Source organism: Microcoleus sp. T2B6 (assembly GCF_036700475.1).
Lineage (GTDB): Bacteria > Cyanobacteriota > Cyanobacteriia > Cyanobacteriales > Microcoleaceae > Microcoleus.
The window spans coordinates 1-22721 of sequence record NZ_JAUBOZ010000060.1; the positions used below are offsets into that span (position 1 = coordinate 1).

Annotated in this window: 21 protein-coding genes; 9 read left to right on the forward strand and 12 right to left on the reverse strand. The window is 44.6% G+C overall.

The features are described from left to right. Window positions 1–298 precede the first annotated feature (298 nt). Window positions 299–1036, forward strand: a complete 738-nt coding sequence (locus tag QUA00_RS23155) for an alpha/beta hydrolase (protein ID WP_333411245.1) — start codon at window positions 299–301, stop codon at window positions 1034–1036. 21 nt (window positions 1037–1057) lie between these two features. Here the strand turns inward: QUA00_RS23155 and QUA00_RS23160 are convergent, their stop codons facing one another. Further along, the gene (locus QUA00_RS23160) at window positions 1058–1216 is read right to left on the reverse strand and encodes a hypothetical protein (RefSeq protein WP_333411246.1); all 159 of its coding nucleotides are present in this window, start codon (window positions 1214–1216) and stop codon (window positions 1058–1060) included. 365 nt (window positions 1217–1581) lie between these two features. On the opposite strand from QUA00_RS23160, the gene QUA00_RS23165 reads away from it, so the two are divergent. Beyond that, the gene (locus QUA00_RS23165) at window positions 1582–2490 is read left to right on the forward strand and encodes an alpha/beta hydrolase (RefSeq protein WP_333411247.1); all 909 of its coding nucleotides are present in this window, start codon (window positions 1582–1584) and stop codon (window positions 2488–2490) included. 80 nt (window positions 2491–2570) lie between these two features. Here the strand turns inward: QUA00_RS23165 and QUA00_RS23170 are convergent, their stop codons facing one another. The 5 genes from QUA00_RS23170 to QUA00_RS23190 all read right to left on the reverse strand — a co-directional run bounded on the left by QUA00_RS23170 (window position 2571) and on the right by QUA00_RS23190 (window position 8640). Continuing rightward, complete coding sequence (locus tag QUA00_RS23170) at window positions 2571–3014, reverse strand: DUF4079 domain-containing protein (protein WP_333140855.1); 444 nt, start codon at window positions 3012–3014, stop codon at window positions 2571–2573. A 194-nt stretch (window positions 3015–3208) separates the two neighbouring features. After that, complete coding sequence (locus QUA00_RS23175; RefSeq protein WP_333411248.1) at window positions 3209–4003, reverse strand: WecB/TagA/CpsF family glycosyltransferase; 795 nt, start codon at window positions 4001–4003, stop codon at window positions 3209–3211. 445 nt (window positions 4004–4448) lie between these two features. After that, the gene (locus QUA00_RS23180; protein WP_333140850.1) at window positions 4449–5816 is read right to left on the reverse strand and encodes an O-antigen ligase domain-containing protein; all 1368 of its coding nucleotides are present in this window, start codon (window positions 5814–5816) and stop codon (window positions 4449–4451) included. Between the two features lie 105 nt (window positions 5817–5921). Further along, window positions 5922–7043 carry a glycosyltransferase family 4 protein gene (locus QUA00_RS23185; RefSeq protein WP_333140848.1) on the reverse strand — a complete coding sequence of 374 codons (1122 nt, stop codon included), beginning with the start codon at window positions 7041–7043 and terminating at the stop codon, window positions 5922–5924. Between the two features lie 436 nt (window positions 7044–7479). Further along, window positions 7480–8640, reverse strand: a complete 1161-nt coding sequence (locus QUA00_RS23190) for a glycosyltransferase family 4 protein (protein ID WP_333140846.1) — start codon at window positions 8638–8640, stop codon at window positions 7480–7482. Between the two features lie 1348 nt (window positions 8641–9988). On the opposite strand from QUA00_RS23190, the gene QUA00_RS23195 reads away from it, so the two are divergent. Beyond that, on the forward strand, window positions 9989–10222 hold the full coding sequence (locus QUA00_RS23195; protein ID WP_333306161.1) for an ATP-binding protein: 234 nt from the start codon (window positions 9989–9991) through the stop codon (window positions 10220–10222). A gap of 28 nt (window positions 10223–10250) precedes the next feature. Here the strand turns inward: QUA00_RS23195 and QUA00_RS23200 are convergent, their stop codons facing one another. The 3 genes from QUA00_RS23200 to QUA00_RS23210 form a co-directional block, all read right to left on the reverse strand. Continuing rightward, entirely contained in the window at window positions 10251–10940 is a 690-nt protein-coding gene (locus QUA00_RS23200; RefSeq protein ID WP_333411249.1) for a type II CAAX endopeptidase family protein, read from the reverse strand. 271 nt (window positions 10941–11211) lie between these two features. Continuing rightward, window positions 11212–11757: a hypothetical protein gene (locus tag QUA00_RS23205; protein ID WP_333411250.1), complete on the reverse strand. Its 546-nt coding sequence runs from the start codon at window positions 11755–11757 to the stop codon at window positions 11212–11214. Window position 11758: 1 nt separating this feature from the next. Continuing rightward, window positions 11759–13090 (reverse strand): AAA family ATPase, encoded by a 1332-nt coding sequence (locus tag QUA00_RS23210; protein WP_333411251.1) that lies wholly within the window; start codon window positions 13088–13090, stop codon window positions 11759–11761. Window positions 13091–13164: 74 nt separating this feature from the next. On the opposite strand from QUA00_RS23210, the gene QUA00_RS23215 reads away from it, so the two are divergent. Then, window positions 13165–14754 carry an Hsp70 family protein gene (locus tag QUA00_RS23215; protein WP_333411252.1) on the forward strand — a complete coding sequence of 530 codons (1590 nt, stop codon included), beginning with the start codon at window positions 13165–13167 and terminating at the stop codon, window positions 14752–14754. A 73-nt stretch (window positions 14755–14827) separates the two neighbouring features. After that, window positions 14828–15655: a YwqG family protein gene (locus tag QUA00_RS23220; RefSeq protein ID WP_333411253.1), complete on the forward strand. Its 828-nt coding sequence runs from the start codon at window positions 14828–14830 to the stop codon at window positions 15653–15655. A gap of 345 nt (window positions 15656–16000) precedes the next feature. Here the strand turns inward: QUA00_RS23220 and QUA00_RS23225 are convergent, their stop codons facing one another. Further along, window positions 16001–16522, reverse strand: a complete 522-nt coding sequence (locus QUA00_RS23225) for a L,D-transpeptidase (protein WP_333140838.1) — start codon at window positions 16520–16522, stop codon at window positions 16001–16003. A gap of 101 nt (window positions 16523–16623) precedes the next feature. Further along, entirely contained in the window at window positions 16624–17262 is a 639-nt protein-coding gene (locus QUA00_RS23230) for a bifunctional 4-hydroxy-2-oxoglutarate aldolase/2-dehydro-3-deoxy-phosphogluconate aldolase (RefSeq protein WP_333411254.1), read from the reverse strand. Window positions 17263–17641: 379 nt separating this feature from the next. On the opposite strand from QUA00_RS23230, the gene QUA00_RS23235 reads away from it, so the two are divergent. Further along, complete coding sequence (locus QUA00_RS23235; RefSeq protein WP_333140834.1) at window positions 17642–17803, forward strand: hypothetical protein; 162 nt, start codon at window positions 17642–17644, stop codon at window positions 17801–17803. Window positions 17804–18122: 319 nt separating this feature from the next. On the opposite strand, the gene ftsH3 is transcribed toward QUA00_RS23235, so the two are convergent. Continuing rightward, complete coding sequence (gene ftsH3 / locus QUA00_RS23240) at window positions 18123–19961, reverse strand: ATP-dependent zinc metalloprotease FtsH3 (RefSeq protein WP_006633639.1); 1839 nt, start codon at window positions 19959–19961, stop codon at window positions 18123–18125. 285 nt (window positions 19962–20246) lie between these two features. Here ftsH3 and QUA00_RS23245 point away from each other — a divergent pair, with 285 nt between their 5' ends. From QUA00_RS23245 to QUA00_RS23255, 3 genes are all read left to right on the forward strand, one after another. Beyond that, window positions 20247–20630, forward strand: a complete 384-nt coding sequence (locus QUA00_RS23245; protein ID WP_333411255.1) for a hypothetical protein — start codon at window positions 20247–20249, stop codon at window positions 20628–20630. 352 nt (window positions 20631–20982) lie between these two features. Continuing rightward, the gene (locus tag QUA00_RS23250; protein WP_333411256.1) at window positions 20983–21438 is read left to right on the forward strand and encodes a hypothetical protein; all 456 of its coding nucleotides are present in this window, start codon (window positions 20983–20985) and stop codon (window positions 21436–21438) included. Between the two features lie 16 nt (window positions 21439–21454). Further along, a complete protein-coding gene (locus tag QUA00_RS23255) occupies window positions 21455–22714 on the forward strand; it encodes a class I SAM-dependent methyltransferase (protein WP_333411257.1) in 1260 nt (419 codons plus the stop codon). The last annotated feature ends 7 nt before the right edge of the window (window positions 22715–22721 follow it).

The following is a 22721-nucleotide window of genomic DNA, read 5'->3' on the forward strand; positions in this document are numbered from 1 at the left end:
GTTTGAGGATGAATTAGAACTCGCCTACGCCGTAATTCATGGAGTAGAAGTTAGAGGAAAAAGAGGAGATTACCCTACACAACGTATTAAATTCAAGTCCAGTCACCCGACTTAATATTTTGTTACATACTTATGGATTTTCCCGCCGACCTACTTACCAGGATCGGCCTGGTAACGCAGATCGGGGGGCTCTGCCTCCAATTTTACTCCGCGAGGCAAAGCCTTTGGATATCGGTTTCCAAGAATAGCCTGGGAACGAGTTAAAATTATTAATAGCTCCATTTCCCACTTGAAAGTGATGAGATATACTTCAGATGATGTGCTGTGGCTAAGTGCCAGTCCGAGTTTGCAATTATTCGATCTTTCTCTCCTTAACTACTTAAATCAGTCAGTACCAATACAAATATGGGAATACGAACAAACGCAAGATGAAGCGTGTTCTTTAGATGTCGCCGTTGAGCTACTACATCACTATTTGAAAGCGCGGAATCGCCCAATTCATCTAATCGGTCACAGTACCAGCGGACTAATTGGTTTAATGTATGCCCGCCGCTATCCTCACAAAGTCAGCTCTTTGGGACTGTTAGCTGTCGGCTTGCCATCTGCTATTAATTGGCAAGCTCATTACTATACACATCTTTCTGCTTTTTCCTGGAGTCGCGAACAAATTTTAACTCAAATGGTTGGCGATATGCTGGGAGAACAAAATCAGTATATCAATCAAAGATTTGTATCATATTTTGAAAAAGATTTAGCACTTTCGCCTTCGCCTCACTCGTTATTTAGTACGACCAATTTATCCGATGAGGGGGTAGAAGTACCTTTGTTGTTATGCAGTAGCAAGACAGACTTTGTAGTATCCCCTATTGTCATGCGCCGCTGGCTTAAGTTTCTGAAAAAAGGATCTCGACTTTGGGAATGTAAAGAGGGTAGGCATTTTTTTCACCACTTCTATCCAGAACAAGTGGGCGAAAAAATACTGAATCTTTGGCTGTCTCTACACAGCCGGCAAGCAATTTTAACTTTTAAATTTTAGGTCGCAATTGCTATTCCCTGTTCAAGTGACACCGAAAATTTCTGTGGCCAAGACTAGATAAATCTCGGAAATTTCGGGCCATTTTTGCAGACCTGCTTCTACTGTTTTGCCGCAGTTCCCCCAGTTTATTCTGCCAATTTTAGTTGGTAGGGTTTTGAGGGATGGAGTTTGAGTTATCATCAGTTTATTTGTGAGATTTTAGAATAATTGTAAAAAATATTTAACATATGTTCAGATGTGTGAGTAAATGGTATGCTAATTTTATTGGATTTGTCAATTAGTTTTTTTGAATGAAACGCAGAGGCGTTCTTGATGCAGAGGAAGGTAATAGGAGATTAAAAAGGAATTATTGGCAACGATTATAAAATATTTTAACATCCGGTTAACAAACTCAGCCTTAGCGGGGGCTGAGGGATACTGAGTATCGATCGAATTTTAATGACTCGCCCCAACTCCTCAAATAGCGATCGAGCAAGCATATATACTTAAATGTTAGGGCGGACAGAGTGGCATCGCCCCTACCGATTCACAATTTATCAAGAATTATGCCAGCAAGTTTTCTGCCAAAATCGATCGCACAACTCACAGAATCTACCTCAATTGCCTTAGCCCAAAGCATTCAACGAGAGGCAATTACAACTCCCCTATCTTCTGGGCCAATTGCCACAACCTACGTGCGCCAAGGCAGCGGCAACACACCGATTTTACTACTTCACGGCTTCGACAGTTCCTTGTTTGAATTCCGCCGCCTGTTGCCGCTGCTGGCTGCCGAAAATGAAACTTGGGCGGTTGATTTGTTGGGTTTTGGCTTTACAGAAAGATCGGCTGGTTTGGCATTCAGCGCGAGGGCAATTGAAAGTCACCTTTACTATTTTTGGAAAACGCTAATTTCGCAGCCTGTAATCTTAGTCGGTGCTTCAATGGGAGGTGCAGCCGCAATTGATTTCACTCTCAATTATCCCGAAGCTGTAAAACAATTAGTGTTAATAGATAGCGCAGGTTTTGCCATCAGTTCTAATAAGGGAAAGTTTTTAATTCCTCCTTTAGGATATCTGGCAACTTCATTTTTACGCAATCCCAAAATTCGCCAGCGAATTAGCGTCAATGCTTATTTCGATAAAAATTTGGCTTCTCTAGACGCTCAAACTTGTGCTGCTTTACATTTGGAAATGCCCAACTGGAATCAAGCTTTAATTGCGTTTACCCAAAGCGGCGGTTACGGTGGTTTTGGGGAAAAATTATCGCAAATTCAGCAGCAGACGCTGATTTTGTGGGGAAAACAAGACCGGATTTTGGGGACGGCGGATGCGGAAAAGTTTGCCAGGGCGATCGCAAATTCTCAACTAATTTGGATACCCGACTGCGGGCACGTTCCCCACTTAGAAAAGCCACAGATTACCGCGCAGCATATTTTAGAATTCATCACAAAAAGCGGACTCACGCAAAAAAATTAAACCTAGGGTGCGCTGCGGCGCACCTTACATATATGTTTTCCCTTGCACATTGGTATACTTTGAGTTCAAATAGACAGGTTTCAAACTTTCGGCAAATACTTTTGTACTATCGTCCATCCTGTAAGCAACACAGTCACAAATCCCCCAAACAAGGCCACATTAGTGCCGATGTGGAGGGGACGCGCCCAAGGATGTTTAGGGCCAATTTGCAGCCCGCTTCCAACAGAAACCAACACCAAAGCCACAACAGCTAACCCCGCCGGTAAATGAGCCGAGTGACCCAAATTGCCGTAGTATCCTAGCGTACCGACTACACCAATTCCCAGCAGTAAAATTACCAAAGTCGCCATCCCCGCACCAGTGGCTAAATGAAAGGGACGCAGCCATTTTGGGCGCGGTTGTTTGGTACTCCTAGCGGCAAACATCCACGTTCCAGTAACGGCCAGCAACAGGTAAGCCAACAGGGAAACACCCATTGACCAAGCCGCTATTTTCCACAACCACAAGAAAGAAGGCAGATTCATCGGTTGCATCCCTAATTAGGATTTTCCACAAAAGGTTTCTTTCCGATTTTACCTGCACTTGAAAGCAAAAATGAATTATTTTGAGAGAAAGTGCGATCGGACTATCCACAGATTGCATCAGTCTTACCTTGAAGTCAAACGAACTTTCTCCGATACTCAGCTTAATTTACGCTAGAGATTTGTCGCTCACCTTTTTAGGAGCCACCTTTCCATTCTAGCTGGCTGGTTTTGCTCTCCATGAAAGGCATTTTATAAAACCCTAATTTTTGTTCTAAGATTAATCGGAAAAAAGGCAGACCTTCAATCAAATATCTTTTCCACAACCTTCTCGGTTCACTTAACAGTCGGTACGCCCATTCTATGCCGACTTCGCTCATCCATTTGGGAGCTCTGGCTTTGGAACCAGCTTCAAAATCAATGGTTGCACCTATCCCTAAGAAAATTTTGACGTGTGTAAATTTGCTCCTGTATTTAACCAGCCACTTCTCTTGCTTGGGGGACCCCACCCCTATTGCCAGAACTGTCGCTCCTGATTTATTGATCGCGTCAATTATTGTTTCACATTCTTCCTCATTTTTTTCAAAGCCAAAAGAAGGAGAAAGTGCTTCAACCACTATTTCTCTACCAATTTTTTGGTTAATTTTTTCCTGGGCTTTCCTAGCAATACCTTCAGCAGCTCCTAGCAAAAATATTTTAATCTTCTCGTTATCTTTGTGATACATATAAAATGCAGGAAACAAATCCGAACCTGAAATTTTTTCTTTGAGAGGAGTACCCAAAAACTTCGAGGCATACATCAATATTTGACTGTCGCAGACTCTATAACTAGATTTATTGTAAGCTTCATAGAAGTCGCGGTCATTCTGCAACTTAATCAAGTGGTCTACATTTGGCGTAAATACAACACCGCCTTCGCAGTCGAGTTTTTCAAACAACTCTGTTATTGAGAAGTTATCTATCGAGACATTCAATAAATTAACTGTTTTCATTTATGATGCCCTTGCCGCTTTAGATTAATAAACTACAACTCAAACTATTATAACCCACAATACAGTTTCGGGTTTTAACTACTTGGGGGCTTCAGTGAACATACTTTTCTCAGTATATCCTCCTAGACCCTACCTGTCTACTCAGGATTTTTAAAGATTATGTAAAGAATCAGCTCGTTTTAGAAAAAGTGTATAAAGCGAATTTTTAAGTTTACAACTCGCAACACAGTTTTAATAAAAAAGCCATCCCGTGCTCATACTTGTTGAAGCATGGCAACTGAATGTAAAAAAGAGTTTATGAGATTAAAATTTTAGCCTAGTGAGAAATATCTCGCAACTTCCGAACTTGATTTCATGCAAAAATGGTAGATTTTTTAGTTGTTGTCTCCACGGAAGGCAAGATAGTGTCAAGCTTGAAGTGAAGCGGCGATCGCATTCCTGAAAATCATCCTAATTTTTGCTGAACCAGCGACTGTCTTCTTGGTGGCGAACTGGTTTTCTTGGGCTTAAGACTTTCTGGAGCTTTTAAGACCAGACCCGATATTGCTCCAGCAATCAGCGCAAAAATCGGGTTAGTCATAGCGTTCAAAACACAGTCAAACACGTACATAGTTAAGGCTACTCCCAGGGCGGCAGCGGGCGCTACTTTGGGATTAGACCAGGTTCTGGCGGGATACTTCACGCAAAAGACGATAACAGGAAGTAACAATGAAGAAAATAAACTAACTAAACCGACTACACCGTGGACGCCAAATGCAATAATCCATAAGCTGTCGGTGACTGAGATATCTTGACCCCACTCGCTATACACACGGTTCCCGCCGGAATCGCCCCAGCCAAAAAGAAAGCTTTGCCGCGCTTTTTCCCCCAAAATCTCTTCCATGTCAAATCTAAACTTCAAAGAGCCGGCTCGTTCTTCGCCAAATATTTGAGTGATGAAGCCAATCACGTCTTTGCTAGAAAATTGACCCGATGCAGCTATGTACAGATAAAACACTATATATCCAATTATGAATAGTAGGGGCAAAGAGGTGCGAAACCACTTGGCAGAGAATAATACGATCAACGCGAATACAAATAAACTGTAGGCGCCAGTCGAACGGCACAGGAAAAAAGCGATAGTTAATATAATTGCTAAAGTCTTGATGTTACGCCCCATAAACTTTTTGAGCGTCCCTGTTTGCCAAAGCCAAACTGCAATTAAGGCGGCTGTCATCATCCACAGCCCCACCATCAAACCGTGCTGCATAAACACTACTGGTCTCCACCCCCCCAAACGCCTTGCTTGACCCCAGTCCTCAAAGGCATTGACGCCGTAAACCATTTGGTGCAGAGTTGGGCCCTTAACCCCTTCAATTAAAGTAAAAGGGATGTAGGCTAACCCACCTGCAAAAATCCCGATCGCCAATTGTCGCAGCCCGTCTAAACTACCCACATACAAGCGTCCTAAAAAATAAGGCAGACCCCAAGCAACGATTTGGTTGAGAGTCGGAGAAATCGGGCTGCCACCATTACTAAGTTGTGAAACGATTGGGCACAAACAGTAAATTACCATTGGCACGTCCAGCCAACCGGGCTTAAAAGAGGTGATGCGCGAAGTATCGTAGATAAGAGTCCCCAGCAAAATGCCGTAGCAAGCTGCGGAGATTTTGGTATACGCTGGCAATAGGGGGATGGGATAAGAAGCTTGCGGTAAAAACAGCCACGCTGCCACAAAACTTATAATTACCGCCCGCTGAGCCGGAAACCTCACAAACAGGTAAAAAACGACTGGAATAAAGCCGAACATAGCAACTGGGATTAATGCAACCATAGGTCTTTTTTGGCAGTAAAATTGTAGAAAGACAACTCAAATTGCCCGATAAAAATTGTCGCTTAAACGATCGCCCAACCCCAATCTTTTAAATCAACCTCAATTTTACGTCTTGTTCGTTAATTGTGCCTGACGTTCCAAAGCAGTGTATAGTGCCGCCTCGAAGAGATTAGTTGCATCCTCCCAAGAATAATTTATTACCGTCTCCAAAGCAGTCTCGGACATTGCGCGCCATTCGGCATCAGGCAAGTGACAAATCTGCTCGATCGCTTTTGCCATATCCTCTGGGTCTTCTGGCTTGACAAGTATGCCACCCCCGCCAGCAAGTAGTTCCGGAGCCGCACCAGCAGGAGTGCCGATGACTGGAGTGCCGCAAGCCATAGCTTCTAAAATTGGCAAGCCGAAGCCTTCGGAGCTGCTGGCAAACAGCCAAGCATCGCATTTGCTGTAAAATTCTTTTAGTTGGTCTTGAGTAGGTGCTTTATTATACTCAGTACCAGGCGGCAGAAAATTGGGAGGAGGAGTATCGCCGGAACCAAAGGCAACTAAACGAAGGTTAGGATTTTTTTCAGCAGCTATTGAGAAAGCTTTCAGGGCCAGAGCGCAGCCTTTCCAAGGAGTTGTAGTATAGTACATCCCGACTGTGGGAACTAATTGCTTGCCTCGCGGCTGCTTCGCTCGCGACTGGGGGTCGTAAAACTGTTTGGTGTCCACGCTGGGAGGGACGAGAGATACAGACAAATCGCCGTATTTATTCCGAGCTATGTCGGCCAGCCACTGGGCCACAGCGATTTTGTGCATCGGCAGCAGCCAAGTTGCCTCTACTCGACCTTTTGGTACGTAGTCAAAAGCCTCATAATGTTGGAGAAAATATACTTTCGTTCCTTTGCTGGGAGAGAGTTTTGCCACCCACTCGGCAGTTTCCCACCAAGTAGCCATGACAATATCGGCATCAGGTACGTCCACATCGGTAATTGGGCGGTTGGTTTCGAGAACTCGACTTTCGACCTCCACTTTATCAAAGTGAGACTTTGGTGTCTTGGGAGGGGACTCCCAACCCCTACCCCTCAGCAACGAGCGCAATTGTTGGATCAAAGCCGGTTGCCACGGGGGTTGAGAGACGATAAATATTTTGTGTCCTCGCTTTTGCAGCAGTTCTGTGTAAATAGATAACACCCTCATGCCACCTGTAAGACTAAGGGTAGGAAGGACAAAAGTAATTTTCATGAGTAGATGCTGAAGATGGATACTGGTTAAAACTCCTCCATAACAGCAAGTTCGCACTTACCAGCCTCTTTTGGCTTTTCTGCAGGGTGCGGGTGTCTGCAGGAGGGATCGTCACTTGATAGTCAAGCCGATCTTACTTTGTCGTCAGGGACTTTTCCCAATTACAAATGGGCAGATGTTTGACGACAAGACAAGTTTAACCTGTAACGGAGCCAGCCTTAAAACCTCCGTTGCCCTCTGGTTCAGATTTTGGCATCAATATATAACCAGTATTCCCTCGTCGCTGCAGTCAGAATTCGTCTCTAGACTGCTGGGTAGAAAACAGGATATGGGCGATTTTAGTTTTGGCAGAAGCACCCCACCAAACGATATTGAGTTTCTGCTGAGAATCCCGCCCCACAGCGAGTGGCTAGCGCAGAATTTCAAATGGCTGCAGTTAGCAAACCGGAATTGGTGGGTTTGCCACTACTGGGTCGGCATAGGGAGAAAAGGAATCTATGTTAACCTCGCGCTGCTTAGATTTCTCTACAGCAACTTTCAATGCCGCTTCAAAATGAGCCGCGGCATCATCCCAAGTATAATTGTTCACCTTGGCATAGGCGGCTTCGGACATGGCTTGCCACTTGGAATTTGGCATCTGACAGATACGCTCTATGGCTTTTGCCATTTCTTCGGGATCTTCTGGTCTTACAAGTATGCCAGTACCGCCGCTCAAAATTTCAGGAGCAGCGCCTGCGGGGGTACTGATGACGGGAGTGCGGCACGCCATCGCTTCAATAATGGGCAAGCCAAAGCCTTCTGAGCGGCTCGCCAGCAGCCAAGCATCGCATTTGCTGTAATAGTCTTTGATTTTGTCTTGGTCGGGTTGAATTACATACTCAGCATTGGCCGGTAAGGGCAATTCCGAGGAGGGGGCCCCTGTACCGAAGGCAACCAAACGCAGGTTGGGGATCTTTTCTGCTGCTAGGGAAAAAGCTTTGAGGGCGATGTCGGTTCCTTTCCAGTAGATTGTAGAGTACATTATGCCAACTGTAGGAACCGATTGTTTGTTGCGAGGACAGGCGTAAAATTGCTTGGTGTCCACGGTAGGAGGAGCTAAGGAAACTTGGTCATCGCCATATTTAGTCCAAGCTAGGTTAACTAACCACTGAGAGATCGTAATTTTGTGCATGGGCAGCATCCAGGTTGCTTCTACTCTACCTTGAGGTAGATAGTCAAAAACTTCGTGGTGCTGGATAAAATAAGCTTTGGCTCCTTTGCTGGGAGAGAGTTTGGCTACCCACTCGGCGGTTTCCCACCAGGTTGCAACTACTACGTCAGCATCAGGTACATCTTTGTCTTCTACCGGGCGGTAGTGATCGGTAATTTTGTGTTCTACACCTAAGTTATCGAAAAATGAGGGTTCGTTTTCAGGTGGGGAAATCCAACCGCGTCCCCGCAGCAGCGACTTGACTTGCTGGCGCATACTCGGTTGGGGGTGGGGTAGAGAGATGACGAACACGGAGTGTCCTCGCTTTCTCAAACGTTCTGCGAAAATAGATATTACTCGTATTCCACCAGTCAGAGACAGAGTAGGAAGAACAAAGGTGATTTTCATTTTTAAGTCCCGCTGAAGACTCCGGCTCGCGTACGACGCTGCTACCAGCGCTGATTTTAGAGCCCTAAAGGAAAGAGGGGCGGGTGAATATTAATTACCGCTTTCCTGGTGTTTACATAGAATCTAACCGAGTGACTGTTCGCAACACCCCAATATCTATCTACCAAAACTTCGCTGTCATTGCAATGATAATAACGATGGATGCGATCACGGAACAGTTCCCATAGGGATAATTTGCAGGTAAGCGAAATTTCTTCCCTAAGATGGATACCTCATCAAGTAGGAGCTTTGTTCGCCACAAACACCAAGCTAGACCACAGCATCTGTTAAAGATAACATCATTTACTATCCAACGGACAGGGATGTACGGGAAACCGAATATCAGCCAACTTTTAATGTGGGGATAAAGGTAGCATTAACAACAATACGCAGGATATTGACATCGCCTTTGGCCAAATTTTATACTGCATTCAAGAGGGAAATTCTTACCTTGAGAATGGTGATTTCCCCATCGATATAACACATCTAAATATCGATCGGTGGCTATGATTTTTTGGTAACTGTGGTGTCGGTATTGCTTGATACACTATCCTATTTTTTCAAGATTCAGAGATGGTGGTTTTCTCAGATACCTGCAGGGGCGCGATCGCCCGAATCAGCGTCGTGGACGCGCGAATGAGGGGAGAAACCCTGTTTTTCAAGCGATATCCCTCGCCCTCAGTTTTCGTATGTTCATGAAAAAACCTGGTTGATTCGTCCACTGTTTGAAAAAATAGGTTGCCCAATCGTGCTACAGAACATAGAGTTTCACCGATATAAATTTAATTAGCTGCCTGAGTTTTAAATTTGTTAATAAAAGGCGATCGCCTGAAAAATTTGCCACAAGAAACTGCCACTGCCGGGCAGAGTATATGTAGCGTTCCTGCCCAATTCCAGTCTAAGTAATTACCGTAACAAAACTTGAGCAGCAACTTATCAAATGACCCTATAAAGATCAAAGGAATACTCAAGGGGGATCGGCCTATATCGTGCAAACTTTGACTCCTAAGCAGTAGCAGCAGCTTCGTGATATGTATCAAACGATTTCGCCTACAAAAAATTTGATGTTATGAAAGCATAATTTTTCCTAAGTAGGCAATTCCAGATGACAATCGGTGTGATCTTGGGGGCCGGGCCGCCGATGCTTGTAGCGATATGTGGGCCAGTTTTCATGCAGCTAAAATTATGCGATCGCAAGCAAAACCGAACCTAGAATTAAAAGCAAATGCCTTAACCGCAGGCATCTTCCTGTGGGAAGATATGAACGTTCGATTATTGCACAGCATCAGTCAATAGCCGAGTTCGGATATTGACTGATGCTGAAGAATGGATTAGTTTTAAAGTCAGCGATACTGGAATTGGAATGAATACAGAGCAAATTGAGAGAGTATTTCAAGCTTTTAGGCAAGCGGACGAGTCTACTACTCGCCGATACGGCGGTACGGGTTTGGGATTGGCAATCGCCCAGAAATTCTGTCAGATGAGGGGGGGAGATATTAGTCGGGAGAACGAGTTGGGAAAAGTGTCAATTTTTACTGTATAATTGCCGACGATACTCGCTGAAAAAGCAGCTAGTTAAAGAGGATTTGCCAACCAATAATTGCCAAGGCCAAATCTGCGATCGCGTGGCTGATATAACTCGACCAAAGCGAACGGTAAGTCACATAAGAGTGCGACCAAATTATCCCGGCGGCGAAGACAGCTAAGGAACCTAAGAGAACAGCCGGCCAGTCGCTGTAAGCTGCTATTACAAAAATGTGGTGGAGGCTGAAAAATAGCGAACTCAGAAATATTGCTTTTGTGCCCGGTATGAGAATCTGGCACTTGTTGCAGACAAACCACCGCCAAGTAAATTCTTCAATCAGCGAGTTAACTAGCACAAAATATGCTTCTACAATCAAGTAAATAGTAGGGCTGCTAATACCTAATTGGTACGATTTTTCTTTAGCAACTACAGGATCGATCCAGTGCTGGCCAAAAAGGCTATAGATACCCAGAATTACCGCAAACATGAATATTCCCCAAATAGATCCATCCAGCAATTCTTGGCGCTTGGGCAGGGATAAACGCAGCTTTTTGCGATCGACAAAAACAGACCACGCGATCGGAAAAACTAGCAACCAAACTTGACAAAAGACTGACAGTGTTTGTCCCCAGCTTCCAGGGGCAATATACAAGGCTGCTATGATACCAATACTAGCCGCAGGTACAAGCAGTGTTAGAGCCAATAGTGCTGATTTGCGATCGCCCATATCCAGCATTTTTCACGCTTCATTTAAAAATAGGATTGAGATCAAACGAAAAAGCTTGGTGGCGCCCGACAGATTATACCATTTTCAAGAAACAATGCAACTGTAGGCCAGTGTTCCAAACCCTTATGCCGTCAGCCATTCCCAAGTGTTTAATCTAAAATTTAAAATGGTATGAGTTTTGTGCCGCTTATAAAAGTGGCGCTTATTTGTTGCAACTAAAAATTGGTAAAATGGCGATCGCACGGACGATCCTACTAACCCGGAATTACTCTAAATCTACTCAGTTGTCTGCTTTCTGAAATCCGAGCGATCGTTCTATTTCAGGTTGAGCACCATTTTGCAGCCAATCAAGGGGTTTTTCTGCTATTTGGGCTGGATTTACCCATATAATATCTTTAAGCGGATCAATATCTACTGCTACTTTAGCAAAACTTTGTCTCACTTTGTTATCAAGTGAAATTACTGTGCGATCGGTAGCGATCGCAGCTTCCACCAACCGCAAATCTTTAACCATTACTTCCCGCTCTTTATCGCTCTCGGCTATTGCTTCTACTTGACACCACAAATCATTATCTACCGCGATATCGCAGGGACATAATTTCTTCTTGGCCACCATCCGGCGCAGCCATATACGAGCAGATTTTGATTGATGTTTGTTCCACTCATCTCTAATATCTGGAGTCATCACAACTCGGTGAGAAAGATGCAAGACAGCTTCGAGAAAATCCCGACAGTACACCGATATGGGATAGGTTGCATCTTCTCCACCAGCAGCACGCGCAACAGAAGCATCTATTACCAGGCGTTTAGAAACTTTATCTGCCATGTTAACGCTTCCACAAAACAGCTTCTGCTGCATCCAAATAGCGGTTTTCTAGATGCAAAGAAACATCGCCCAAATCTTCAGGCCAATCTCCAAAAGCTCCCGTCTCGTCTAAATCGGCACTGCTGACTTCTGTAACACCATCGTCGCGCCGTTTAAACCAGTGAAGTTTTACTAAATCCGGTAATATTTTACCCTCGGCAACTAACGATTGAACTGCTAAAAGCAGCAATTCGCTGTGAGTTTCTATAACTACTCGCACACCTCGATTTGCAGCATCAACTAATATCTCTGCTAAAGCAGCTTGAGCGCGAGGATGCAAGTGAATTTCCGGCTGTTCTAGGTAAACTAATTGTCCTGGTTCTGCTACAAGCAAGGCAACTAAAATAGGCAAAGTTTGCGATACCCCAAAGCCAACATCAGCAATACTAACCGTATCGCTTGCACTCCCGCTGCGGGAGAAACGACCTACCAGCAGTTCAATTTGTACGTCATTAATCTGTCTGGCTTCAACTTTCCAATTGAGTCTCAGGAGTTCTAAGGCTTGACCCAATTTTATCAGTCGATCGTCCCACGTTTCTTGCCAGGAATTAACTATACTAGCAACATAATTTTCAAAAATTCCAGTAAATTCACTGCCAAATGCTGCGATATTGTAGGTGCGTTCTGGATTGCCTCTTGATCCGGGAACATGAATTATCTGGCGAATATGTTTTTGAAAGTTTATTGCCAAATGGGACGAATCCAACTGACTTTCGCCAAGTCGCAAGTCGAGAAAACCTCGCACATTACTCACCCTCCATAGTGGCGGTTCTTCCTCAATATTATCTAATAAGGTATAGTAATTTTCCGCCAAGTATTCGGGAAGAAGCTCAATCACTTCTTGATGTCGCATTCCCGGATAAATAGTAATAATTTTATCGCTATCAGGAAAACAGTAAATTGCCTTGACAATTCTAATACCAGGTTTTGGCTGCTTGCTGAAAACGCTTTTCAAAAAATTATCTCTCTCTAGATTAACCCTGACGTAAAACTCATCGTTGTAGTTTTCAGGTGACAGTTTAGACAATACCTGTTCTGCTGATGTAAATTTAACATTAGGCCCGTCAAGTTTTAAACCACCGGGGTCGTAAGGGGCTTCTAGCGTTTGCTTCATCAGCAATAGTGGCTGCATGATGCTAGACTTACCAGAACTGTTGGCACCGGCTAGAATTGTCAGCGATCGCACTTCAATCTGGCACTCTTCGTAAATAGACTTGTAGCCGCATACTGCAATTTCAGTAATTCCCTGTACAGGCTCTTCGTTCTCGGTTTCAAAGAAAGTGGATTGAGTCATAATATTATGGTTGTATTTGCGGCTATAAATACCATAATATAATCTAATCCCTAGTAGCTGTGTATTTTGGCTGAATGACGATCGCAATTGACTTTGGAACTAGCAACACCGTCGTCGCTCGCTGGAATCAAGTCCTCCAGCAGCCCGAAACTTTGAAATTACCGGGATTGTCGGCAATCTCGGCTCAAAATCCGCCCCTAATTCCCAGTTTACTCTACGTTGAGGACGCTGCTCAAAGTAAAGTCATACTCGGTCAGCAAGTCCGCGACAAAGGCCGGGATTTGAGTGGAGATTCTCGGTTTTTTCGCAATTTTAAGCGGGGAATTGGCACTTCTGTTCAGGGTTTTGTGCCGGAACTTGATGGGAAACTTATTACTTTTGAACAAGTAGGTGAGTGGTATTTGAGCCAAATTGTGAACTCAATTCGGGAACTGCCTTTGCCGATCGACTCTTTGATTTTTACAGTGCCTGTAGATAGTTTTGAAGCTTACCGCCATTGGTTGGGCAAAGTGTCTCAATCTCTGCAAGTAGAACAGGTGCGGATGGTGGACGAGCCTACGGCGGCTGCTTTGGGTTACGGTTTAGCCGATCGCGAAAATCTGTTAGTCATTGATTTCGGCGGCGGAACTCTAGACCTTTCTTTGGTGCGTTTGGACGCTTCCTCCGACAAAAAGCCACTCGGTTTTATTCTTAAGTGGGGCGAAAAGTTATTAGCTGAATCTTCAGCGCAAAAAACAAAAGTTGCCCGGGTTTTGGCTAAAGCCGGACAAAATTTAGGCGGTTCTGATATTGATAATTGGCTGGTTGACTATTTTGTGCAAACAAAAGGGCTGGCAAAATCTCCCATTACAACGAGATTGGCAGAACGGTTAAAGATTCAGTTGTCTTTAGTAAATCAGGCGGTTGAGGTTTATTTTGATGACGAAAATTTTGAGAGTTACGAATTAGAATTAGACCGAACTCGTTTTGAATCTATCCTCGCGGAACATCAGTTTTTTGACAAACTGGACGAGTGCATGAATCAAGTATTGCAGCAAGCGCGGCGCCAAGGCTTAGAAATTGGCGACATCGACGCAGTTTTGCTAGTTGGCGGTACTGTGCAAATTCCCGCTGTCGGGCGTTGGGTGCAGCAATATTTCGATCCTGCAAAAATTCGCTGCGACAAACCCTTTGAGGCGATCGCCCAAGGTGCTCTGCAACTGAGTCAAGGCATAGAAATCAAAGATTTTCTCTATCACAGTTACGGAATTCGCTACTGGAACCGCCGCGAAAATTGCCACAGTTGGCACAGTTTAATTAAATCTGGCCAGTCTTATCCGATGAGCGAACCAGTAGAATTAGTCTTGGGAGCTTCTTTAGAAAATCAGCCTAGTATAGAATTAATTATCGGCGAATTGGGAGCGGAAACTGGCGGCACGGAGATATATTTTGACGGCGACAGGCTAATTACTCGCCAACTCGCGGGTCAAACATCGGTACAGCCCCTAAATGATAAAGAAGGAGCACGCAGCATCGCTCAATTGACGCCGCCTGGGTATCCGGGGAGCGATCGCATAAAAGTTTTGTTCCGCGTGGACGCACAGCGCTTTTTGCGAATTACCGTGGAAGATTTGCTGACAAATGAAACTTTGTTAGAGGATAAACCCGTGGTGCAGCTAAGTTAAGAATAGGTTTTACAGGTAAGGTGCGCTTCGGCGCACCCTACTGATTGCGTTCAAAAAAAATTGTTAAAAGCAGATGAACTACAAACTAGAATGTCCACTCTCTCCAGAACTAGAAAAGTATCGCGACAGAATCGAAGCTACCATTAAACCTTACATCGAAATTCAAACCCAGAATAATGATGACGTTAATTGGTGGCAGAGTAAATTTGGGGGATTTCCTTATTTACCTAAAGGCTTTGAATATCCCAAAACTTGTGACGGTAAATATTTATTTTTGCTAGCGCAACTCAACTTTGATGAAATACCGCCTTTAGATGGTTTTCCCGATCGGGGGATTTTGCAGTTTTATATAGCCGACGATGAACCATATGGTTTAGAATTCGGCAATTCCGCCGATGTAGATAATCCCACAGTCGAAGACAGATTCAAAATAATGTATTTTCCTCAGCCAGACTTCAAAGTTGAAAACATCATTACCAATTATGATTTTTTGCCGGAACCCGAACTTTTTCCTATCTCAGGCTGTTGCAGCTTACAATTTACTAAAAAATATGCGCCGATTAGTACAAGTGATTACCAATGTACCGAAATTTTAGGCTCGGAAATTGATGAGTTATTTATGAATCATGAAATAGAGGATGAATACCTAAAAATAGCGTCTTTTGGTGGTCATAAAATAGGTGGTTATCCTGATTTTGTACAAAATGATGTTAGAGAATATAGCAGTAAATGCGATCGGGAACATAAGTCAGATATTCTTCTATTCCAAATGGATACCGATCGCAATGATACAGTAGATATCAAGTGGGGAGATATGGGTATAGGTAACTTTTTTATTAATGAATCAGCACTCAGACAATTAGATTTTAGTAAAGTTTTATACAATTGGGATTGTGGTTAATACCAATTATCTAAAGTCTTGCAACAATGATGAGTGTGGGTTTGTTTACGCTCACCCGCTCGTGTAAGGTGCGTCGCTCAAAGATTGTGGATATTCTTTAAGATTTTTGAGGGCGACGCACCCTACAGATACTGTTGCATGAGTTTTGAGAATTAGTATAAAAACAGCAGTAAAGTCAGCAAGCTAAAAAAAACCAGAACTGATGAACTCCGATCGAAGAAACCGGGTTTTTGACCGAATCTAGGGCTGTAACGCAGTATTTCGCAAAAAAACCCGGTTTCTGACCACCATAAGTTCTAATAATGTTCGACTATGCCCGATGCCCGATGCCCAATTCCCAATTCCCTAAACCTGAGATTTGTGCACCACCACGGGTGTTCCCACCGATGCCCATTCAAATAGCCATTTAGCATGATTGACAGCTACATTTGTGCAGCCGTGAGTAACGGGATTGCCAAACAAATTGTGCCAGTAAGCGCCGTGAATTGCCATGCCTCCGTCGTAATACATTGTATAGGGAACGTCGGGCACGTCGTAGTCCGGCCCAGTCATTCTAGTAACGCGGTGTTTGGTTTCAACGGCAAAGGTTCCCGTGCGGGTGGGAGTCGATGATTTGCCGCTGGAAATAATCACCGCGTAAACGGGTGTATTTCCTTCCCAAGCTATTAACCTTTGTCTTGACAAATCTATTTCAATCCAGCGTTCGTTGGATTGCTGCAACAGCATAATTTTATTGGCAATTATGTTGTGCTGTTCGCTGGCAAATGCGGTCATTGAACCGCCGCAGAATGTAGCAAAAGTGAGGGCGCAGCCGGCACAGAAAGTTCCAGCGCGACGGAAGTAAGTTGAGTTGATAATGCTGTTCATTTCTCACACCTCGTACTATTTTAGATTTTAGATTTTAGATTTTAGATTGGCTTGTCCTATTTTAGATTGTAGATTTGAAAAGTTGGATTGGGAAACAGGGCTTAACAAGTTGTTAAATTTTGGGCGAGAGTTTGGGCAATTTGGACGATCGCCCGCCAATCGCGATTTTCCACTAAGTGTTTAGGAAATAAGTCTCCGGCTAAACCCACGGCGATCGCCCCAGCGTCAATAAATACTTTCGCATTTTCCAGCGTCACCCCGCCAGTGGGAATTAAAGGAATGTTTCCCAGGGGGCCTTGCAGGCTTTTCAGGTAAGCCGCGCCTCCCAAAGCCGATATCGGAAACACTTTAACGCAGGTAGCGCCTGCTTGCCACGCGGTGACAATTTCCGTGGGAGAAAAAGCACCTGGGACGATCGGCACTCCGGCGTCAACGGCTGTTTTAATCATCGCTACATCGGTGTGCGGAGTAAACAGAAATTGAGCGCCGCAGTCTATTGCTTGTTGCAACTGTTCTAAGTTTAATAAAGTGCCGGTACCAATACTAAAAGTAGGGAATTGGGAGCGGAGTTCGGCAATTAATTCAGCAGCTTTGTGGGTATTCCAAGTAATTTCAATAAACTGGATTCCTCCTGCTGCTACCGATGATGCCATCTGCCGAGCGAGTTCTTTTTCGGAGGAACGAATGACGGCGATCGCGCGGTGTTTTTTTAGTAGTGTCAACCAAGATTGATGATTCATACAATTTTAGATTTTAGATTTTAGATTTTAGATTTTAGAATTCGGCGTGCTCAGTCGAAGGATTTTAAATTGGGCAGATCCCAAATTTGAAACTCATATCATTCTGACTCGCCTATAATTTTAATACAGGTTGCTAACTTAGATATATGGCAAATTACAATATGTGCGGCCTTCAATTTTTAACGGACAATCTAGGCAACAAAACCGCTGCAATTGTTGACCTCAAAAACCACAGAGATTTTTGAGCAGACGTGCTGGCTGAATGCGGCGAACCGACAGACTTTCAGTTTTTATATCAATTCCTGTTGTATCGGAATGATGAAACCGCTCTTGACACAGAGGATACAGAGAAAGGGAAGAGAGAGATGAATACAGGACGATGCCAACGGATTTGATATTAGTTGAGTCGCAAGGCTCAAAAGTCCCGGTGCTGCTTGACTTCCAGTACCCAGACGATATCTGGGAGGATGTTTACGACTGTGTGATTATTGAATCTAGAAAAGATGAACCAAGAGTTCCCTGGGAAGAATTTAAGCGCTAGCTGCTGGAAAAAGGTATGCTGAATGTCTGATATCATGTCCGATCGATTGACCATAATATCCCGGCCGGGCGGGTTTTTGAGATTGTCAATTATTGGCCGATATTATTGGTGAACCCGCCCCTACCTGATTTCGGGCGAAGCGACCGGACATAATATCATTCTTTAGATTTAATCTAAAATCCAAAATTTAAAATTTAAAATCGATCGATCGCACTCATAAAAAAATCGGGGAGATTCCAGACAATCCCAGAATCACCCCAATTATTGATTTCAAACTTTAGATTAAATCTAAAATCCAAAATCTAAATTGTAAAATCGATTAGGCGATCGTCGCCATTTTCACATCGCTATTAGCTAACAAATTTTGCAATTCATCCGCATCCACCGTTTCCTTTTCAACTAGCATATCTGCCAAAGCATTAAGGACATGGCGGTTGCCGACGAGTACATCTTTAGCGCGACGGTAAGCTTGCTCTACCAACAAACGCACTTCATCGTCGATCGTCGCTGCGGTTTCTTCGGAGAAATCGCGTTCGGCCATGATATCGCGACCCATGAACATATTGCCTTGTTGGCGACCGAGAGCTACAGGGCCTAGCCGATCGCTCATTCCGAAGCGAGTCACCATTTGCCGCGCTACTCTTGCCACTTGCTGCAAGTCGTTCGACGCCCCAGTCGTTACTTCTTCCTCGCCGAAGACAATCTCTTCAGCAATGCGGCCACCCAAAGCTACCGCCATTTGATTTTGCAAGTAAGACCGAGAATACAAGCCAGAATCCATCCGATCTTCGCTTGGTGTGAACCAAGTCAAACCGCCAGCGCGGCCGCGGGGGATAATGCTAATTTTCTGCACGGGGTCATAATCGGGCATCAGCGCGCCGACTAAAGCGTGACCGGCTTCGTGGTAAGCTACCAAAGTTTTGCGCTTTTCGCTCATCACGCGGTCTTTCTTTTCCGGGCCAGCGAGCACGCGGTCGATCGCATCGTTGACTTCATCCATCGAGACTTCGGTCAAGTTGCGACGGGCGGCTAAAATTGCTGCTTCGTTGAGTAGGTTGGACAAATCCGCACCGGTGAAACCGGGTGTCCGGCGGGCAATTTTTTCCAAGTCCACGTCTTTCGACAAAGTTTTGCCGCGGGCGTGAACGTTGAGAATTTCTAGGCGACCTCCGAAGTCGGGACGATCGACTACAACTTGGCGATCGAAGCGACCCGGACGCAGCAGCGCCGCATCGAGCACGTCGGGGCGGTTTGTGGCAGCAATCAAAATGATGCCTGTATTGCCCTCAAAGCCGTCCATTTCTGTCAGCAACTGGTTCAGGGTTTGTTCCCGTTCGTCGTTACCACCGCCCAAACCAGCGCCCCGCTGGCGACCTACGGCGTCAATTTCATCGATGAATACGATACAAGGAGCGTTAGATTTAGCTTGTTCAAACAAGTCGCGGACGCGGGAAGCACCGACACCCACGAACATTTCCACAAATTCTGAACCGGAAATCGAGAAGAAGGGAACGCCTGCTTCTCCAGCCACTGCTTTTGCCAGCAGGGTTTTGCCAGTTCCGGGAGGGCCCACCAGCAGTACGCCTTTGGGGATTTTTGCTCCGACTGCGGTGAAGCGGTCTGCATTTTTCAGGAAGTCCACGACTTCTGCGAGCTCTAGCTTGGCTTGTTCGATGCCGGCCACGTCGCCGAAAGTCACCTGAGTTTGTGGCTCCATTTGGACTCTAGCTTTGGATTTGCCGAAGTTCATGGCTTGGTTGCCGGGCCCGTTTTGCGCGCGCCGCACCAGGAAAAACAGTCCGACCAAAAGCAGAATTGGGAAGAACAGGCTGCTGAGGGCTTTTACCCAGAAGCCTTCGTCGCTTTGGGGCAGAACTGAAATATCTACGTTATTCTTGGTCAGGATGTTGATCAGTTCGGGGTCGTTGGGCAGGTTAACGAGTACCTTGTTGCCGTCCTGGGCTGTGACCAGGGCTTTGCTGCGATCGGAACTGATATTTATTTTGTCTACTCTCTTGCCTTCGACTTCCTGAATGAATTGACTGTACTTCCAAACTTCGCGGCTTGGGGGCTGTTTGTCAAAAAAAGCCGTTGCTAAGGCAATGACTACAATAGCCAGCAGTGCGTACAGGCCAGCGTTTCTCCACCGTTTATTCACCGAGGTCGATCCTCCTAATTTTTAGTCCCTGCGATCTGGGAATTTTTATTTATGTTCATCAATCTTAACGTAATTGTAACTTGTTTTTGTGTGGTGAGGAATCCCGGCCATGCTGGGGCGGTCTCAGGTCGCGGGAACGGAACTTCTCATCTGCCCGCGAGTAAGCCATCAATTACAATATTAAATGATTTTTGTCAAGAGTTGGCGCCCCCCCAGCCCACAAGGTTTTCGGCGCTCGGCGGGCGATTTTCAGTTAATCTAGTAGAAACCAAGAAGTGAGCAGCGATGCAAATTACCTACAGTACCTTAAAAAGTAGAAATTTTTTGACTGACAGCGAGATAGTGGATCTGGAGGCAAAAGTAGATACAGGAGCGACGATGCTAGTTTTGCCAGAATCAACTGCTGCACAGTTTAACTTCGCTAAGATTAGGAAGCAGATAGTTAAGTATGCTAACGAGCAGACGGCCCAAAGAGATATTGTTGGTGGGGTTGAAGTCGAAGTGTGCGGTAGGAAAGGTTGGTTGGAAGCAATCGTCTCACCGGGGAAAAAGTATGCTTTACTCGGTGCTATTGTGATGGAGACGCTGGATTTGATTGTCGAGCCCAGAGGGTTGCAAATATATCCAAATCCGCGCTCTCCGAATATGCCTATGGCTGAGATAGAGTAGAGCGTTGAATTTGTCAATGGAACGAGAGAGAGTGATGTTAAAGCTGCTCGCTGGCGATCGGATGTCTCAACCAGCAGCGTTTTCTATGTAAAATAATCCTGTGTGCGTGCAAAAACGTTGTATAAAACAGTAGGGACTATTCTGGGAACAACCAAAATGGGTGTTCGTCTGTTAGCAAACGATCTATATTAGTAGCTTGGCGGTAACAACTACGATAAAATCTTTAGTGTATGACTGAGCGCTAAGGCAGGAGCGAGGGTTACAGGGTGATGTGCGGAAACTTCCTTTAGAAAAAACGAGCTATCGCCAAACATCCTCAGTTAGATTCTTTTAAACCAATCACATTTTACCTATGGCAGAAACACTTGGCTCTCTCTGCGACAAATTGACAATTGTTAAATTGAAACAGTGGCATTCCGAAGACGAAATCAGACTCAAGAGCCTTGCTGTTCAAGAAAAACAGCTTCAGCAGGAAATGAACGAATTTATTAGCGCTGCTATATCGGGTCAAATTCCGAGCGAGCGCCTGACTTTCGCATCAAATAAAGTTTATAAAAAAGAAGGCAATTATGTGCCTGATGTCCTTGGCAGCATAGGCGAAATCTTCTCGCAGCTCGCCCACGTTAACTGCAACTTGTGGCACGAACAAGAAAAAGTCTATGAGTTTGAAAAAGTGGCAGCCTCAGAAAAAGATCGAGTTGTCAAACAGCTAGCGATCTTGAACTTAGAACGGAATAAGTGTATAGATGGAATAGATGGAAATTTCAAAGCACTGGTAGAAAAGCTAGGCTCTCAAAAAAATAACTAATTTTAGAGGTAAAACAATGCACTTAGGTCATCGTAAAACTTGTCGGGTATGCGGTTCTTCAGCCCTCACCCCAGTCATTAATTTAGGCGAACAGTATTTGCAAGGTTCCTTTGTCAAGCCAGGGAAAGAAGAACCACCACTGAGAAAAATTTCCCTTTCTCTAGTGCGTTGCGATCCCACCAAAGATGAGAAAGCCTGCGGTTTATTACAGATGGAACATACGGTTCCGCCGGAAGTTTTATATTCTGCCTACTGGTATCGTTCCGGCACGAACCAAACCATGCGAAATCACTTGCATGGAATTACTGAAGAAGCAGCATCCCTGATTGGCAAAAGCAATGCTCGTGTTTTAGATATTGGCTGTAATGACGGCACTTTACTAAAGTGCTATCCGCAAAACTTTATCAAATTTGGTGTCGATCCGTCAGACGTAGCTCAAGAAATAACCGGAGACATTACTGCAATTCAAGACATTTTTCCTTCAGAAGAACTCACCAAGCTTTTACAAGGCGAAAAATTTGACATTATTACGTCAATCGCCATGTTTTATGACCTGGAAGATCCGGTAAGCTTCTGCAAAGAAATCAAAAAAGCGCTTGCTCCTGGTGGTTTGTGGGTCTTTGAGATGTCTTATATGCCATCCATGCTCAAGATGAATTCTTACGACACAATTTGTCACGAGCATTTGGAATATTACAGTTTAGCAGTGCTGGAATATATACTGAAACAAGCTGACTTGAAAATAGTAGATGCCGTACTTAACGATATCAACGGCGGTAGCATTCGCTGTTATGCAACGCATCTGGACAACTTTGCCTTCAAGAAACAAGAAGCTGTGACGCGCATCAAGCTATTACGTCAGGCAGAATTTGACATGGAGCTGGATACCGACAAACCATACAAAAATTTTCAAGACAGGATCAACGTGCATAAAGAGCAGTTAGTTTCGCTGCTAAAAATGTTGAAAAAAGAAGGTAAGAGCATTCACATTTACGGTGCATCGACTAAAGGCAATACAATTTTGCAGTGGTGCGGCATCGACAATCGCATTATAGATGTAGCGGCGGAGAGAAACCCAGATAAATACGGCGCCTATACGCTCGGTACTGACATTCCGATTGTCAGCGAAGCGGATTCAAGGGCAATGAAGCCGGATTATTATTTAGTCTTGCCGTGGCATTTTAAGGAAGAATTTCTCAAGCGCGAGGAAGAAATACTGCAAAGGGGTGTTGGTCTAATCTTCCCTTTGCCTAACGTGGAAATTATCAAATACTAAGTCAAGA

Bases quoted from the DNA above. Each gene is read 5' to 3' on its own strand.
- QUA00_RS23155 (WP_333411245.1), top strand. From the start codon at position 299: ATGAGATATACTTCAGATGATGTGCTGTGGCTAAGTGCCAGTCCGAGT.
- QUA00_RS23160 (WP_333411246.1), bottom strand. From the start codon at position 1,216: ATGATAACTCAAACTCCATCCCTCAAAACCCTACCAACTAAAATTGGC.
- QUA00_RS23165 (WP_333411247.1), top strand. From the start codon at position 1,582: ATGCCAGCAAGTTTTCTGCCAAAATCGATCGCACAACTCACAGAATCT.
- QUA00_RS23170 (WP_333140855.1), bottom strand. From the start codon at position 3,014: ATGAATCTGCCTTCTTTCTTGTGGTTGTGGAAAATAGCGGCTTGGTCA.
- QUA00_RS23175 (WP_333411248.1), bottom strand. From the start codon at position 4,003: ATGAAAACAGTTAATTTATTGAATGTCTCGATAGATAACTTCTCAATA.
- QUA00_RS23180 (WP_333140850.1), bottom strand. From the start codon at position 5,816: ATGGTTGCATTAATCCCAGTTGCTATGTTCGGCTTTATTCCAGTCGTT.
- QUA00_RS23185 (WP_333140848.1), bottom strand. From the start codon at position 7,043: ATGAAAATTACTTTTGTCCTTCCTACCCTTAGTCTTACAGGTGGCATG.
- QUA00_RS23190 (WP_333140846.1), bottom strand. From the start codon at position 8,640: ATGAAAATCACCTTTGTTCTTCCTACTCTGTCTCTGACTGGTGGAATA.
- QUA00_RS23200 (WP_333411249.1), bottom strand. From the start codon at position 10,940: ATGCTGGATATGGGCGATCGCAAATCAGCACTATTGGCTCTAACACTG.
- QUA00_RS23205 (WP_333411250.1), bottom strand. From the start codon at position 11,757: ATGGCAGATAAAGTTTCTAAACGCCTGGTAATAGATGCTTCTGTTGCG.
- QUA00_RS23210 (WP_333411251.1), bottom strand. From the start codon at position 13,090: ATGACTCAATCCACTTTCTTTGAAACCGAGAACGAAGAGCCTGTACAG.
- QUA00_RS23215 (WP_333411252.1), top strand. From the start codon at position 13,165: ATGACGATCGCAATTGACTTTGGAACTAGCAACACCGTCGTCGCTCGC.
- QUA00_RS23220 (WP_333411253.1), top strand. From the start codon at position 14,828: ATGAACTACAAACTAGAATGTCCACTCTCTCCAGAACTAGAAAAGTAT.
- QUA00_RS23225 (WP_333140838.1), bottom strand. From the start codon at position 16,522: ATGAACAGCATTATCAACTCAACTTACTTCCGTCGCGCTGGAACTTTC.
- QUA00_RS23230 (WP_333411254.1), bottom strand. From the start codon at position 17,262: ATGAATCATCAATCTTGGTTGACACTACTAAAAAAACACCGCGCGATC.
- QUA00_RS23235 (WP_333140834.1), top strand. From the start codon at position 17,642: ATGCCAACGGATTTGATATTAGTTGAGTCGCAAGGCTCAAAAGTCCCG.
- QUA00_RS23245 (WP_333411255.1), top strand. From the start codon at position 20,247: ATGCAAATTACCTACAGTACCTTAAAAAGTAGAAATTTTTTGACTGAC.
- QUA00_RS23250 (WP_333411256.1), top strand. From the start codon at position 20,983: ATGGCAGAAACACTTGGCTCTCTCTGCGACAAATTGACAATTGTTAAA.
- QUA00_RS23255 (WP_333411257.1), top strand. From the start codon at position 21,455: ATGCACTTAGGTCATCGTAAAACTTGTCGGGTATGCGGTTCTTCAGCC.